Genomic DNA, 13,953 nt, shown 5'->3' with positions numbered 1-13,953 from the left:
GGCCATCGCGGCCAGAGGCCGCTCCTACGGGTCCTGCCGGGTCAGTTGAGTGCGGCAAGATCCTCGGCCAGAGAATCGCGCGTGGGCTGCGGCACCGGGTCAACGCGATGCGTGTAGTGGTCGTGATCCACGCCAACCGCAACGGCCGCCCCGCCCTTCACAGCGGCCGCCATGTCGCCGGTCAGTTCGAAGCGCAGGAAGTGGACCGCCGAGGTCTTTTCCTCGGTGTCGCGCTCCAGATCCTCGTCCGCGATCGCGTAGACCCTGTCGTGACCCTCCACCTGGACATAGGTCCGCTTCTCGATGCCGATCAGCTGGCCCAGCGCCACCTTGCGTTCGTCGATCTCCGGGAACTCGACCATCATCGTCGCCTTCCAGTTGCTCCCGTCCGGGATCAGCGGGTTGTAGGCGTCCAGCTCTTCCTGGATGCCGGCGGCGTCGAAGATCTTCTCGGCCCGCAGCATTTCCTGGATCTGGTATTGCATCGTCTTGCGATCCTCGAAGTGCAGGGTCACGTTGGGACCGACGGGCAACACGCGATTCCTCTTGTGCTGCATCACCTCGGCCCGGAACCCGGGACGCACTTCCGAATACTTCTCGAGGGAGAAAAGGTCTTCTCTGCTGAGCTTGCTCACATTCACCTCCACTGTCCGTTCGTGCCGGTGGCGACCGGTAATACGTCAATGATCATGATGGCCCATGTCGGTGTAGTCCTTGTCCGAAAACAGATTGTCCCTGAGCTCATGGTCGAACACCTTGTTCCGGCGGCGGATCCACTCCAGGACCATGGAGGCGTGCTCGATCTCTTCGTCGCGGTTGTGCGCGAGGATCGCCTTCAGCTCGGGGTCCTTGCAGGCGTCCACCCGCTGCTGGTACCAGTCGACGGCCTCGAGTTCCTCCATCAGCGACACGATGGCCCGGTGCAGTTCCCGACTCTCGTCGCTGAGTTCCTCGACAGGCTCGTGATATCCAACGCTCGACATGTTCTTCTCTCCCCTCGTTCGATGCTGCCCTGCATTCAGAGCCCGTAGGCCTTGCGCAGAAGGGTCAACGGGTGTTCGGGCTCGCGCCCGTCCTTCAGTCCATTCTCGATCATGTGACCCGCCATCGGGCAGTCACTGGAGAAATGGTCGGCACTCGCCTTCTGGACCCGGCTGACCACGGGCCGGCAGATCTTTGCCGCCGTCTCGTAGTATTCGCTCTTCACGCCGTAGGTCCCATCGTGTCCGGAACAGCGCTCGACGACCTCGATCTCGGTGTCCGGCACGAGTTTCAGCAGATCGCGGGTCTTCAGGCCCATGTTCTGCACGCGCAGGTGACAGGCGGCGTGGTAGGCGATCTTGCCCAGCGGCTTCGGGAACTCCGTCTTCAGCTTGCCGCCGCCGTGACGCGCCATCAGGTATTCGAAGGGATCGAAGATCCGCATCTTCACCGCCTGCACGTCGGGATCGTCCGGGAACATCAGCGGCAGTTCCTGCTTGAACATCAGCACGCAGGAGGGAACCGGACCGACGATGTCGTAGCCCTGGTCGATCATGCGCTTCATCTGGACCACGTTCGCATCCTTCGCGGCCGCGACCGCCTCGAGGTCGCCGAGCTCCAGCTTCGGCATGCCGCAGCACTGTTCCTTCTCGACCAGCGTCACCTCGATGCCGTTGTGGTTGAAGACCTTCACCAGGTCCTCGACGATGTGCGGTTCGTTGAAGTTGCCGTAACAGGTGGCGAACAGCGCCACCCGCCCGGTGGTTCCGTTCACGGCCTCGGGGGCCGTCACCGCGGCCGCGGCCTTGCCGGCACGTTTGCGCCCTTTTCGGCTGTGATACTTCGGCAGCGTCGCCTCCGGATGCACGCCGAGGGTCTTGTCGAGCAGCTTGCGGGCCGGCCCCGTCTGGTTCACCGCGTTGACCGTCTGGGCCACCACCGGAATCCCGGCGAGGGACCCGATCAGGTCCGTGCTGGACATGAGCTTGTGCGTGGCCTTCGCTCCCTCCTTCTTGAAACGCGCGGCCTTCGCGCGCAGCATCAGGTGCGGGAAGTCCACGTTCCACTCGTGCGGCGGCACGTAGGGACACTTGGTCATGTAGCAGAGATCGCAGAGATAGCAGTGGTCGACCACCTTCCAGTAGTCGGCCTTCTTCACCCCGTCCACCTCCAGCGTCTCCGACTCGTCGACCAGATCGAACAGCGTCGGAAAGGCGTTGCACAGGCTCACGCAACGGCGGCAGCCGTGGCAGATGTCGAAGACCCGCTCCATCTCGCCGAACAGCGAGTCTTCGTCATAGAAATCCGGGTTCTTCCAATCCAGCGGGTGGCGGGTGGGTGCTTCCAGGTTGCCTTCACGGGTGGACTGCGTAGGGGCGGACATGAATCTCTCCGGTTGTGCCTTTAATCCGTCAACGGCAGGGAACGGGGCCGGCCATCCGGCCCCGTCCGGTCAGGTTCCCCCGGCCCGATCAGGCGTCGAGGTTGTCGAGTGCCTTCTGGAAACGGTTGGCGTGGGAACGCTCGGCCTTGGCCAGGGTTTCGAACCAGTCGGCGATTTCGTCGAAGCCTTCGTCGCGGGCCGACTTCGCCATGCCCGGGTACATGTCGGTGTACTCGTGGGTCTCACCCGCAATCGCGGTCTTCAGGTTCGCCTCGGTCGCGCCGAAGGGCAGGCCGGTGGCCGGATCGCCGCTGGACTCCAGGTACTCCAGGTGGCCGTGAGCGTGACCGGTCTCACCTTCAGCGGTGGAACGGAACACGGTGGCGACGTCGTTGTAGCCCTCCACGTCCGCCTTGGAGGCGAAGTACAGGTAACGGCGGTTGGCCTGGGATTCGCCGGCGAAGGCTTCCTGAAGATTCTTCTCGGTCTTGGTGCCTTTCAGTTCCATGGTGTCACTCCTCTGTCACTGGGTTTTGCTGGGTCAGATCGCGGCCGGTGTCTGTCCGCCGCCATCACGGAATTTAGACTCTGTCTAAACCGTGTCGCAACTTTAGACTCAGTCTAAACCTTTGTCAACCTGAGGCGGTGCCCCTCCATGCGCGCCCAGGCTTTCCAGATGTTGCCGGATTCGGTACCTTCTCGAGTTCCGCCCAAGCCGCTGCCTCCCATGCCGAAAGCCTCCCCCAAGTCACCTGCCGCATTCGAGGCCGCGATGGAGGCCCTGGAGCAGCTCGTCGCGCGTATGGAGGCCGGCGACCTGCCGCTCGAGGAATCCCTTCGGGAGTACCAGCGGGGCATGGAACTGGTTCGATCCTGCCAGGAGGCCCTGGACGAGGCCCAGCGCCGTATTGACAGTCTGATCGAATCTCCGGACACCTCTTCGGTAAGTGCAGACCCGAATGACTCCACAAAAGTTCCGGAAAATCCCGGCCCGGACGACGTCCCCTTTTAAGCCGTCCCCTCACCGTGAATCAGCATATCGAAGCCTACCAGAAGCGCATCGAGGCGTTTCTTCAGGGACTGCTCGGTCCCTCGGCACCCGCGGCCCCCGACCTGCTGGAGGCCATGCGCTACTCGACGCTCGGCGGAGGCAAACGCCTGCGTCCGCTGCTGGCCTATGCCGCCGGGGAGGCGCTCGGGACGCCGGGCGGGGCACTCGATCGCATCGCGGCCTCCGTGGAGATGATTCATGTTTACTCGCTGATCCACGACGACCTGCCGGCGATGGATGACGATGACCTGCGCCGCGGCAAACCGACCTGCCACCGGGCCCATGGGGAAGCGCTGGCCATCCTCGCGGGCGACGCGCTGCAGGCCCTTGCCTTTGCGGTCCTCGTGGACGATGCCATCGGGCTGGGGCCCGAGGCACGGCTGCGTTTGACGCAGGAACTGGCCGATGCCTCGGGCGTGGATGGAATGGCGGGCGGGCAGGCGATGGACCTGGCCGCGCAGGGCAAGGACCTGAGCCTCGACGAACTGGAGACCATGCACCGGCTGAAGACCGGCGCATTGATTCGCGCCTCGGTGCTGATGCCGGCCCGGGCGAGCGCCGTCGACGCCGGGCTCACCGCGCGCCTCGGCGCGTACGCGGAGTGCATCGGGCTTGCCTTCCAGATCCGCGATGACGTGCTGGACGTCGAGGGTGACCCGACACTGATGGGGAAGGCCTGCGGTGCCGACACCCTGCTGAACAAGGCGACCTTTCCGGCGCTGCTCGGGCTGGAGCCCTCGCGCCAGCGCGCACGGGACCTGGTCGAACAGGGACTCGGATACCTGCAACCCCTTGGGCCGGAGGCCGATTTGCTTCGGTTCCTCGCCCGGTACATCGTAGACAGAATGCATTGAACGGGACCCGTTGATGGATCATAACCGTGACCGCGGCGATCGCGGCCCCGCAACTCCGGCACAGGGCGGCGCCGGCCGGCTGGCACCGGTGTCCCGGGATCGGCGGCAGTGAGCAGCACCCCGCTGCTGGACGGAATCCGCTCGCCCGAGGATCTCCGCGCCCGTTCGGTCGCCGAACTCGACGCGATCGCGCTGGAACTGCGGGAATTCCTGATCACCACGGTCGCCCAGACCGGGGGACACCTGGCGGCCAACCTGGGAACGATTGAACTCGCGCTGGCGCTGCACTACGTGTTCGATACACCGCGCGACCGCATCGTCTGGGACGTGGGGCACCAGGCCTACGCCCACAAGGTGCTGACCGGGCGCCGCGAGGCGATGGCGACCCTGCGCCAGTACGGCGGCATCGCCGGCTTTCCGAAACGCGACGAGAGCGAGTACGACACCTTCGGCGTCGGACACTCGAGCACGTCGATCAGCGCGGCCGCGGGCATGGCGATCGCCGCCGCCCGGTCCGGAAGCAGGAATCACCACGTCGCCGTGATCGGCGATGGCGCGATGACCGCCGGGATGGCCTTCGAGGCGATGAATCACGTCGGCGACCTCGACTGCAACCTGCTGGTCATCCTGAACGACAACGAGATGTCGATCTCCGAGAACGTCGGTGCAATGAGCCAGTACCTGACGCGCCTGCTCTCAGGGCGACTCTATTGCAGCGTGCGGGAGGGTTCCAAGCGGGTGCTGCGATTGGTGCCCCCGGTCAAGGCTCTCGCGCAGCGTGCCGAGGAACACGTGAAGGGCATGATCACCCCCGGCACATTGTTCGAGGAACTGGGTTTCCAGTACTTCGGCCCGATCGACGGACACGAAGTCGAAGGTCTGGTGACCATGCTGGACAACCTCCGGGACATCGAGGGCCCGCGCCTGCTGCACATCGTCACGCGCAAGGGGCACGGCTACGCACCGGCGGAGGACGATCCCTGCCGCTATCACGGGGTGAGCAAGTTCAGTCCGGAGGACGGGATCAGCCCGAGCGGCAAGGCGAAGGCGCCCACCTACACGGACGTCTTCGGCGCCTGGCTGTGCGACCAGGCGCGCGCCGACCGGCGCCTGATGGGGATCACGCCGGCCATGCGCGAGGGGTCCGGCCTGGTCCGCTTCTCCGAGGAGTTCCCCGAGCGCTATTTCGACGTCGGCATCGCCGAGCAGCATGCCGTCACGCTGGCGGCCGGCATGGCCTGCGAGGGCCTGCACCCGGTGGTCGCGATCTACTCGACCTTCCTGCAGCGCGCGATGGATCAGGTGATCCACGACGTGGCGCTGCAGAACCTCCCGGTGCTCTTCGCGATCGACCGCGCCGGCGTCGTCGGCCCGGACGGCCCGACGCACGCCGGTACCTTCGACATCGCCCTGCTGCGTCCCATCCCGAACCTGCTGCTGATGGCACCCGCGAACGCGACCGAGTGCCGCCAGATGCTGACCACCGGCTTTCGTCACGAGGGCCCGGCGGCGGTCCGTTATCCGCGCGGCGTGGGACCGGGAACGCTCAAGGGGGACGCCCTCGATGCCTTGCCGGTCGGCGAGGCGAAGGTCGAGCGCGAGGGGCGGGGCATTGCCCTGCTGAGCTTCGGTGCGCTGCTCGACGCGGCGCTGGAGGCCGGCGAGGCCCTGGACGCGACCGTGGTGAACATGCGCTTCATAAAGCCGCTGGACACCGGGTTGCTGCGCCGGCTCGCGCGCAGCCACGGGCGCTTCGTCACCGTCGAGGATCACGTGGTCGCGGGCGGCGCCGGCAGCGCGGTGCTGGAGTGGCTGGCGTCCGAGGGGCTGACGCTGCCCTGCCTGACCCTGGGTCTGCCCGACCGGTTCACGCGGCACGGAACCAGGGAGCGGATCCTCGCGGATCACGGCCTCGATTCGCGCGGGATCCTGGAGGCGATTCGCCGCGGAGAACAGCCGGTAACTTGCAGCAGCGACGACGGCAACGTAACGTTCCGGAGCTTTCGAACCGGCAGTCAGGAATAGGCATGGCCGCGACCTTCACGCTTCGGGTGCTGACCGACTTCGCCTCGGCGCACACGCTGCGCGGATACCCCGGGCAGTGCGCCAACCTTCACGGCCACAACTGGAAGGTCGAGGTGGAGGTCGAGGCCGCCGCACTCGACGAGATCGGCATGGCCGTTGATTTCAAGGTGGTGAAGAACCTTGCGCGCGAGATCGCGGGGAGGCTCGACCACCAGTACCTGAACGATCTCGAGCCGTTCACCCGGATCAACCCGACCGCGGAAAACATCGCGCAGTGGTTCTTCCGGGAGATGGCCCGGGAGATCAACCAACCGGGTCTGCGCGTGAGCGCGCTGACCCTGTGGGAAACGGAGCGCGCCTGCGTGCGCTACGCCGAGCCCCCAGAGGACGCAGCAGCATGAATTCCATTCCCCAGTTCCCATCGCTGATGGCCGATGTCCAGGGTTCGGCCGACCACCGGCGCATCGGCATCGACGAGGTCGGCATCCGTGCGCTCCGCCATCCGCTGCTGTTCCGCGACCGCGACGGCACCGCGCAGCCCACCGTCGCCACCTTCGACATGTTCGTGAGCCTGCCGCCCGACAAGAAGGGCGCGCACATGTCCCGCTTCGTCGCGATCCTGAACGAGCGGGTGCACGAACTGTCGATTGCCGGCTTCGGGGATCTGCTCCGGCACACCGCCGAGCGGCTCGAGGCCATGAATGCCTTCATCCGGGTGCGGCTGCCATTCTTCGTGAACAAGCACGCGCCGGTGTCCGGGGTTGCCAGCCTGCTCGACTACGATCTCGCGCTGGATGGCCGGATCGAAGACGGCAGGGTCAGCCTGATGGTCGAGGTGGTGGTGCCAGTGACCAGCCTGTGCCCCTGCTCCAAGGAGATCTCCGAGTACGGCGCCCACAACCAGCGCTCCCACGTGACCGTGCGTGCCTGGCTGGCGGACACCTCGCTGTGCGTCCGCGACCTGATCGACCGCGTCGAATCAGAGGCCTCCAGCGAGCTCTTCGGTCTGCTGAAGCGGCCCGACGAAAAGGTGGTCACGGAACGGGCCTACGACAACCCGAAGTTCGTGGAGGACATGGTGCGCGATGTCGCACGCAGCCTGTGCGGAGAGACCCGCATCCAGCGCTTCGAGGTCGCCTCGGAGAACTTCGAATCGATCCACAACCACTCCGCCTACGCGCTGGTGCGCGGGGCGCCCGGTGGCGAGTCCGGAGACTGAGGCGCGGTCCCGCACCGCCTTCCCGCTGTTCAGAGATTGCTGGACGCGTAGTCGGCGAGCCGGGAGCGCTCGCCGCGGGTCAGGGTGATGTGCCCGCCATGGGTCCAGCTGCGGAAACGGTCCACCACGTAGGTTAGACCGGAGGTGGTCTCGGTCAGGTACGGCGTGTCGATCTGCGCGATGTTGCCCAGCGCGATCACCTTCGAACCCGGACCGGCCCGGGTGATCAGGGTCTTCATCTGCTTGCTGGTGAGGTTCTGTGCCTCGTCCAGGATGATGTAGCGATTCAGGAAGGTTCGCCCGCGCATGAAATTCAGGGAGCGGATCTTGATCCGGCTGCGGACCACGTCGTTGGTCGCCGCGCGGCCCCAGTCGCCGGCACTGTCGGACTTGGTCAGCACCTCCAGATTGTCCATCAATGCCCCCATCCAGGGGGTCATCTTCTCTTCCTCGGTGCCGGGCAGGAAGCCGATGTCTTCGCCCACCGGGATCGTCACCCGGGTCATGATGATCTCCCGGTAGGTGTTGTCCTCCAGCGTCTGGGCGAGTCCGGCGGCCAGCGTCAGCAGGGTCTTGCCGGTACCTGCAGCGCCGACCAGCGACACGAAATCCACCTCCGGATCCATCAGCAGGTTCAGCGCGAAGTTCTGCTCGCGGTTGCGGGCGTTGATGCCCCAGACGGTGTGCCGGGGATGCAGGTAGTCGTCCACCAGCTCGATCACCGCGGTCTCCGCACGCTGGTCGATCTCGAGCACGATCGCCTGCACCGGATTGCCCTCGTCGCGGTACAGGAACTGGTTGGGCTGCCACTGCATCACCAGCGGGCCGGCCACGCGGTAGTAGGTGCGGCCGCTCTCCTGCCAGGACTCCATCTCCGTGCCGTGCGATTCCCAGAAATCCGCCGGCAATTCCGCCATCCCCGAGTACAGGAGGCTGACATCATCCAGTACCTGGTCATTGAAGTAGTCCTCGGCATGCAGCCCGAGCACCGCCGCCTTGATCCGCAGGTTGATGTCCTTGGAAACCAGGGTGATCTTCGCGTCCGGGAGCTCGCCCTGCAGGGCCAGCGTGGTGGCGAGAATATTGTTGTCGGAGGTGGATCCCGGAAGACTTTCCGGCAGATGAGCCACCATCGCCCGGGTCTGGAAGAACAGCCGCCCGCTGGCCTCGAGCGAGGACTCCGCCAGCGATCTTGTGCGCAGCGGGAGGCCCTGCGCGATCTCGGCGTGGGTCGCGTCCTGCGTCAGTTCGTCGATGAAACGGCTGACCTGGCGCACGTTGCGCGCGACCTCCGACAGGCCCTTCTTGGAACGGTCCAGTTCCTCGAGCACCACCATCGGCAGGAAGATGTCGTGCTCCTGGAACCGGAACAGGGCGGTCGGGTCGTGCATCAGCACGTTCGTGTCCAGCACCAGCAGCCGGTTGGCGCGCATTTCCTTCTTCACCATAACGGCCTTGCTCCCGTGTCCCGCCGCAGAAAGGATCCAGCGGGCCATGCGCAAGCTTCGCTATCGGATCGCGGCGGCCGACACGCCGGCGCCGCGCTGGGCAGGCCTGCAATCCGGTGGCCATTCCTGCATCTGCCCGCCCTGCTCCAGCGCATCCGGCCGTGCTCCATGGTTACCGGGCTTCCCGCAGGCCCCACTAGAGTTCCCGCACCGCTGCCAGCACCTCGGCGACGTGGCCCGGCACCTTGACCTTGCGCCACTCGCGCCGCAGCAACCCGTTCTCGTCGATCAGGAAGGTGGAACGCTCGATTCCCCGCACCTGCTTGCCATACATGTTCTTCATCCGGATCACGTCGAAGGCCTCGCACAGGGCCTCGTCGGCGTCACTGAGGAGGTCGAACGGCAGTCCCTCCTTGTCGCGGAACCGCTCGTGGCTGCGCACGCTATCGCGCGAGACGCCGACGATCGCGGTGTTCTCGGCCTCGAACGCCTCCTGCTGCGCGGCGAAGTCGCGGCTCTCGTTGGTACAGCCCGGGGTCGCATCCTTGGGGTAGAAGTACAGGACGAGGCGACGTCCGGAGAAGTCGCCGAGTCCGAGCGTCTGATCGCCGGTCGCAGGCAGGCGGATGTCGGTGGGAACCGGCTGGTCGATCGCAACAGGCATTGCCGCTACTCCTTCAGTGCAGGGGTGGATGGGCTGAATCACGGGACCAGGCCGTTCAGGCCTTGATCGGATCCAGCACGCCGTCGAGGTTGAGTTCGTCGCAGAAATCCAGGAAGTCGCCGCGCAGGCTCGCCAGGTGCTGTTCGGCCGGGATGTCGATCACCATGTTGGCCGCGAACATGCGCGTGCCGGTCGGCTGCGCCCTGAACACGCGCGTGTGCAGATCGCGTACGTTCACGCCACGACTGGTGAAAAAGCCCGCCAATGCATGCACGATGCCGACCTGGTCCAGTGCCACCACGTCCACCGAGTAGGCCATGGCCGGCGCGGCGCTCTCCTCGGGCGGGGCACGCCGCGCCACCAGGTTCAGGCCCGTGTCCTGCTCCAGTCGCGGCAGCTGGCTTTCGAGCTTGCCGAGCGTCTTCCAGTTGCCGCTGACCGCCATGCTGATGCAGCAGAATCCCGCGAGCACCGCCATGCGGCTGTCCTCGAGGCTGCATCCCGCGTCCATCACGGATCCGGATACCTGTTCGAGCAGGCCGGGGCGATCCGGCCCGATCAGGACCATGACCAGGTGGGTGGTGGGTGTCGAACCCGGTAGCTCAGGCATCTCGGCTCGGCAGCGAACGGAACAGGCTGGCAACATATCACCTTGGGCCCGTCAGGCAAACGGTTTCCATGCAAAGGCTCCGGACCCGGGTGGTGGCCGGCGCCCGGGCCGTCGATGCCATCGCCCGGAGCCCGGAAACACCGGTTTTTTTGCAGCTTGAACCCCCTGTTCTCCGCCCGTTAGACTGCACCATTGCAGTAGCCGGAGAGGGCAATGTTTCAAGGCAGCATGGTCGCATTGGTGACGCCGATGCGAACGGACGGCAGCATCGACATGGATGCCCTGGATCACCTGCTCGACTGGCACCTGTCGGCAGACACCGACGCCATCGTGGCGGTCGGAACCACCGGCGAATCCGCGACCCTCGACTTCGATGAGCACTGCGCCGTGATCGCCCACACGGTAAAGCGCGTGGCCGGGCGCCGACCGGTGATCGCGGGGACAGGGGCGAACGCGACGCGCGAGGCGATCCACCTGACCCAGTGCGCGAAGGATGCCGGCGCGGATGCCTGCCTGCTGGTGACGCCCTACTACAACAAGCCCACGCAGGAAGGGCTCTACCTGCACCATCGCGCGATCGCCGAGGCGGTGGACATCCCGCAGATCCTCTACAACGTCCCCGGACGTACCGCGGTCGACCTGCTCCCGGAGACCGTGGAACGGCTCGCGGCCATCCCGAACATCGTCGGCCTGAAGGAGGCGCTGGGCGAACTGGAACGGACGCGGGAGCTGGTGGACCGCGTCGGCGGCAGACTCGATCTCTTCAGCGGGGACGATGCGACTGCGCTCGAATTCCTGCTCGCAGGCGGACAGGGAGTGATCTCGGTGACCGCGAACGTCGCACCCGGGCCAATGCACAAGATGTGCATGGCAGCGCTGGACGGCGACGTGGCGCAGGCCAGGGAGATCAACGCCCGTCTCGATGGACTCCATCGGGCGCTGTTCCGTGAAGCGAACCCGATTCCGGTAAAATGGGCGGTGGCGCAGATGGGCCTGATTCCGGATGGGATCCGCCTGCCCCTCACACCCCTGTCGAAACCGTTTCATGAGGCCGTTCTGGACGCAATGCGCCAGGCCGGCATCACAGTGGACCATTGATGAAGACCCGAAGGACATCCCGCCAGTTGAACCACCTGCCAAAGACCCTGCCGATCGCCGCGCTCGCGTTCGCACTGACGCTTGCCGGCTGTGGCACCCCCGGCGGCCTGGCCGAAGGGCCGCGCTATGAGGACACCCCGACGACCAACGAGTCGCTGGAGCTGCCACCGAATCTGATCGCGCCCGGCACGGATCGTGCGTTCCGCGTCCCGGACGCGCCGGGCGAGCGCGTGAGTGCGCGGGAACTGGAGCAGGAGCCGAGCCGCGGCCAGCGCCCGGTCACCGACAGCACCGCGATCCTTCCGGAGTCGCCGGATGTCCAGTTGCGGCGCGACGGGGAACTGCGCTGGCTCCGCGTCGAGGCTGCGCCCGAGGCGCTGTGGCCCCAGCTCCGCCAGTTCTGGCGCGAGCAGAATCTCACCCTGGCCCAGGACGAACCCGCCGTCGGCATCATGGAGACGGAGTGGGCCGAGGATCGTGCGGGAATCCCCATCGGCGGGGCCCGCGGTCTGCTGCGGCGTGCGCTTGGGACGGTCTACGATGCCGGCACGCGCGACCAGTATCGCCTGCGCGTGGAGCGCGACAATGGTGCGACCGAGATCTTCATCAGCCATCGCGGGGCAGTCGAGCGGGGTGATGAGGAGGGCCAGGGGGCGCGGTGGTTCATCGCGGGGCCCGACCCGGAGCGCGAGGCCGAGATGCTGAATCGGCTGCTGGTATTTCTGACCGAGGGCGAGACCCAGGCCGTGGCCCGGGCGGACGACGCGGATCTCGAAGGCACCGGCCAGGTGGAGCTCGTCGAGCGCGATGACCGCCTGATGCTTGAACTGCGCGGCGAGCCCGACGCGGTATGGCGGCGCCTCGGGTTTGCACTCGATCAAAGCGGCCTGATGGTGGATGAACAGGACCGCCGCAACGGCACCTTCCTCGTCACCTATCGGCCGGACATCGTCGATCCCGAAGCCGAGCGCCCGGGGCTGTTCGGCCGCATGTTCAGCACCGGCCGCGACGAGGCGGGCTCCCGCATGGACGAGCGCTTTCAGGTACGCATGATCGAGAACGGAAGCGACCTCAGGATCGAGGCGCTGTCCATCGAGGGGGAACCGCTATCCAGCAGCGACCAGCGCTTCGTCCTGGAGCTCGTTCAGCCTCGGCTGCGCTGACCCCCGCGGCGACCGTGCGCACGTTGCAGCCGCCCCGGGGACCCTGGCACACGGAGAGCCCCCTCCGGATGCACCGATCCAGCCGCGGTCGCCTCCCCCGGTGATCCGCTTCGCATCGCTCGGCAGCGGAAGCGCCGGTAACGCGCTGCTGGTCGAGACCGGCGATACCCGGGTTCTTGTCGACTGTGGCTTCTCGGTTCACGAAACCACTGCAAGGCTGAACCGGCTCGAACGCACACCCGATGACATCGACGCGGTACTGATCACGCACGAGCACAGCGACCACATCGGGTCGTCCGCGGCCTTCGCGCGCCGCCACCGGCTCCCGGTGTACATGACGCCCGGGACCCGGCTCGGCGCGCGCGATGTCAGCTATCCCGCCCTTCACGAGTTCCATGCCGGGGAGCGCCTGGCCGTCGGCGGCCTCGAGATCCAGCCCTTCACTGTGCCCCACGATGCCCGCGAACCCGCGCAGTTCATCTTCTCCGACGGCGCATGCCGGCTTGCACTGTTGACCGACGCGGGCCATGTTACCGCGCACATGATCGCCACCGTCGATGGCGTCGACGGGCTGCTGCTGGAATGCAATCACGACCCTTCAATGCTGGAGCATGGTCCGTACCCGGCAGCGCTGAAGCGCCGCGTCGGCGGCCCGTACGGTCACTTGCCCAACCACGAGGCCGAGCGCCTGCTCGGTGCCATCGATCACCGGCGTCTGCAGCATGTCATCGGCATGCACCTCTCGGAGCGCAACAACCGGCCGCAACTGGCACGGGCCGCGCTCGCCGCCGGGCTGGGCTGCCAACCGGAGGAAACGCTCATCGCGGACCAGTCAGTCGGTTTCGGCTGGCGGGAACTGCGCTGATCCCCTTCACTCGGGCATAAAAAAACCCGGACACCATTCGATGGTGCCCGGGTCGGGTAAATGCCTGGCAGTGACCTACTCTCACATGGGGAAACCCCAAACTACCATCGGCGCTGAACAGTTTCACTTCCGAGTTCGAGATGGGATCGGGTGGTTCCTGAACGCTATGGCCGCCAGGCAAACTGGCTGAAGCCTTCGCTTCAAAATCGGAATGCAATCCAGGCAGTGTGTCAACTCGAGACGCACCCAACTGCTTGGGTGTTATATGGTCAAGCCTCACGGGCAATTAGTACTGGTTAGCTACACGCGTTACCACGCTTCAACATCCAGCCTATCAACGTTGTGGTCTTCAACGGCCCTTCAGGGGACTCAAGGTCCCAGGGAGATCTCATCTTCAGGTGGGTTTCCCGCTTAGATGCTTTCAGCGGTTATCCCTTCCGTACATAGCTACCCGGCAGTGCCACTGGCGTGACAACCGGAACACCAGAGGTACGTCCATCCCGGTCCTCTCGTACTAAGGACAGATCCTGTCAAATCTCCGACGCCCACGGCAGATAGGGACCGAACTGTCTCACGACGTTCTAAACCCAG

15 protein-coding genes and 2 rRNA genes are annotated in these 13,953 nt (G+C 65.8%); 8 read left to right on the top strand and 9 right to left on the bottom strand.

What is annotated here, in order from left to right; all coding sequences use genetic code 11:
• Positions 1-41: 41 nt before the first annotated feature.
• The 4 genes from ACESMN_RS11700 to ACESMN_RS11685 form a co-directional block, all read right to left on the bottom strand.
• Positions 42-647 carry a DUF3501 family protein gene (locus ACESMN_RS11700; RefSeq protein WP_373053781.1) on the bottom strand — a complete coding sequence of 202 codons (606 nt, stop codon included), beginning with the start codon at positions 645-647 and terminating at the stop codon, positions 42-44.
• Between the two features lie 33 nt (positions 648-680).
• The gene (locus tag ACESMN_RS11695) at positions 681-983 is read right to left on the bottom strand and encodes an encapsulin-associated ferritin-like protein (protein WP_373053780.1); all 303 of its coding nucleotides are present in this window, start codon (positions 981-983) and stop codon (positions 681-683) included.
• 35 nt (positions 984-1,018) lie between these two features.
• The gene (locus ACESMN_RS11690; protein WP_373053779.1) at positions 1,019-2,365 is read right to left on the bottom strand and encodes a heterodisulfide reductase-related iron-sulfur binding cluster; all 1,347 of its coding nucleotides are present in this window, start codon (positions 2,363-2,365) and stop codon (positions 1,019-1,021) included.
• 88 nt (positions 2,366-2,453) lie between these two features.
• Positions 2,454-2,873 (bottom strand): rubrerythrin family protein, encoded by a 420-nt coding sequence (locus tag ACESMN_RS11685; RefSeq protein WP_373053778.1) that lies wholly within the window; start codon positions 2,871-2,873, stop codon positions 2,454-2,456.
• 219 nt (positions 2,874-3,092) lie between these two features.
• On the opposite strand from ACESMN_RS11685, the gene xseB reads away from it, so the two are divergent.
• The 5 genes from xseB (at position 3,093) to folE2 (ending at position 7,514) form a co-directional block, all read left to right on the top strand.
• On the top strand, positions 3,093-3,377 hold the full coding sequence (xseB, locus tag ACESMN_RS11680; RefSeq protein ID WP_373053777.1) for an exodeoxyribonuclease VII small subunit: 285 nt from the start codon (positions 3,093-3,095) through the stop codon (positions 3,375-3,377).
• Between the two features lie 14 nt (positions 3,378-3,391).
• Positions 3,392-4,270 carry a polyprenyl synthetase family protein gene (locus ACESMN_RS11675; protein ID WP_373053776.1) on the top strand — a complete coding sequence of 293 codons (879 nt, stop codon included), beginning with the start codon at positions 3,392-3,394 and terminating at the stop codon, positions 4,268-4,270.
• A gap of 108 nt (positions 4,271-4,378) precedes the next feature.
• Complete coding sequence (gene dxs / locus ACESMN_RS11670; RefSeq protein ID WP_373053775.1) at positions 4,379-6,295, top strand: 1-deoxy-D-xylulose-5-phosphate synthase; 1,917 nt, start codon at positions 4,379-4,381, stop codon at positions 6,293-6,295.
• A 2-nt stretch (positions 6,296-6,297) separates the two neighbouring features.
• Positions 6,298-6,696 (top strand): 6-carboxytetrahydropterin synthase QueD, encoded by a 399-nt coding sequence (gene queD, locus ACESMN_RS11665; RefSeq protein ID WP_373053774.1) that lies wholly within the window; start codon positions 6,298-6,300, stop codon positions 6,694-6,696.
• The gene (gene folE2 / locus ACESMN_RS11660; protein ID WP_373053773.1) at positions 6,693-7,514 is read left to right on the top strand and encodes a GTP cyclohydrolase FolE2; all 822 of its coding nucleotides are present in this window, start codon (positions 6,693-6,695) and stop codon (positions 7,512-7,514) included. Before queD ends, folE2 begins: the two co-directional genes overlap by 4 nt.
• Before the next feature lie 29 nt (positions 7,515-7,543).
• Here the strand turns inward: folE2 and ACESMN_RS11655 are convergent, their stop codons facing one another.
• The 3 genes from ACESMN_RS11655 to ACESMN_RS11645 form a co-directional block, all read right to left on the bottom strand.
• Positions 7,544-8,962, bottom strand: coding sequence for a PhoH family protein (locus ACESMN_RS11655; protein WP_373053772.1), 1,419 nt, complete (start codon positions 8,960-8,962; stop codon positions 7,544-7,546).
• A 196-nt stretch (positions 8,963-9,158) separates the two neighbouring features.
• On the bottom strand, positions 9,159-9,626 hold the full coding sequence (locus ACESMN_RS11650; protein ID WP_373053771.1) for a peroxiredoxin: 468 nt from the start codon (positions 9,624-9,626) through the stop codon (positions 9,159-9,161).
• 55 nt (positions 9,627-9,681) lie between these two features.
• Positions 9,682-10,236 (bottom strand): glycine cleavage system protein R, encoded by a 555-nt coding sequence (locus ACESMN_RS11645; protein ID WP_373053770.1) that lies wholly within the window; start codon positions 10,234-10,236, stop codon positions 9,682-9,684.
• A 213-nt stretch (positions 10,237-10,449) separates the two neighbouring features.
• Between ACESMN_RS11645 and dapA the strand changes: the two genes are divergently transcribed.
• The 3 genes from dapA (at position 10,450) to ACESMN_RS11630 (ending at position 13,362) form a co-directional block, all read left to right on the top strand.
• Entirely contained in the window at positions 10,450-11,334 is an 885-nt protein-coding gene (gene dapA, locus ACESMN_RS11640) for a 4-hydroxy-tetrahydrodipicolinate synthase (RefSeq protein WP_373053769.1), read from the top strand.
• Entirely contained in the window at positions 11,334-12,497 is a 1,164-nt protein-coding gene (gene bamC, locus ACESMN_RS11635) for an outer membrane protein assembly factor BamC (RefSeq protein WP_373053768.1), read from the top strand. Before dapA ends, bamC begins: the two co-directional genes overlap by 1 nt.
• 100 nt (positions 12,498-12,597) lie before the next feature.
• Positions 12,598-13,362, top strand: coding sequence for an MBL fold metallo-hydrolase (locus ACESMN_RS11630; RefSeq protein WP_373053767.1), 765 nt, complete (start codon positions 12,598-12,600; stop codon positions 13,360-13,362).
• Positions 13,363-13,424: 62 nt separating this feature from the next.
• On the opposite strand, the gene rrf is transcribed toward ACESMN_RS11630, so the two are convergent.
• A 5S ribosomal RNA gene (rrf, locus tag ACESMN_RS11625) occupies positions 13,425-13,540 on the bottom strand.
• An 87-nt stretch (positions 13,541-13,627) separates the two neighbouring features.
• A 23S ribosomal RNA gene (locus ACESMN_RS11620) occupies positions 13,628-13,953 on the bottom strand; the annotation flags it as partial.

This window comes from Thioalkalivibrio sp. (genome assembly GCF_041690275.1).
In the GTDB taxonomy this organism is placed as follows: domain Bacteria; phylum Pseudomonadota; class Gammaproteobacteria; order Ectothiorhodospirales; family Ectothiorhodospiraceae; genus Thioalkalivibrio.
The sequence above is the reverse complement of the archived record's forward strand: the minus strand, read 5'-3'. Positions and strand labels throughout refer to the sequence as shown.

What these genes read in the sequence shown, in the direction of transcription:
- ACESMN_RS11685 (WP_373053778.1), bottom strand. Translation starts at nt 2,873, where the DNA reads ATGGAACTGAAAGGCACCAAGACCGAGAAGAATCTTCAGGAAGCCTTC.
- ACESMN_RS11695 (WP_373053780.1), bottom strand. Translation starts at nt 983, where the DNA reads ATGTCGAGCGTTGGATATCACGAGCCTGTCGAGGAACTCAGCGACGAG.
- bamC (WP_373053768.1), top strand. Translation starts at nt 11,334, where the DNA reads ATGAAGACCCGAAGGACATCCCGCCAGTTGAACCACCTGCCAAAGACC.
- queD (WP_373053774.1), top strand. Translation starts at nt 6,298, where the DNA reads ATGGCCGCGACCTTCACGCTTCGGGTGCTGACCGACTTCGCCTCGGCG.
- ACESMN_RS11650 (WP_373053771.1), bottom strand. Translation starts at nt 9,626, where the DNA reads ATGCCTGTTGCGATCGACCAGCCGGTTCCCACCGACATCCGCCTGCCT.
- ACESMN_RS11645 (WP_373053770.1), bottom strand. Translation starts at nt 10,236, where the DNA reads ATGCCTGAGCTACCGGGTTCGACACCCACCACCCACCTGGTCATGGTC.
- folE2 (WP_373053773.1), top strand. Translation starts at nt 6,693, where the DNA reads ATGAATTCCATTCCCCAGTTCCCATCGCTGATGGCCGATGTCCAGGGT.
- dapA (WP_373053769.1), top strand. Translation starts at nt 10,450, where the DNA reads ATGTTTCAAGGCAGCATGGTCGCATTGGTGACGCCGATGCGAACGGAC.
- xseB (WP_373053777.1), top strand. Translation starts at nt 3,093, where the DNA reads ATGCCGAAAGCCTCCCCCAAGTCACCTGCCGCATTCGAGGCCGCGATG.
- ACESMN_RS11655 (WP_373053772.1), bottom strand. Translation starts at nt 8,962, where the DNA reads ATGGTGAAGAAGGAAATGCGCGCCAACCGGCTGCTGGTGCTGGACACG.
- ACESMN_RS11690 (WP_373053779.1), bottom strand. Translation starts at nt 2,365, where the DNA reads ATGTCCGCCCCTACGCAGTCCACCCGTGAAGGCAACCTGGAAGCACCC.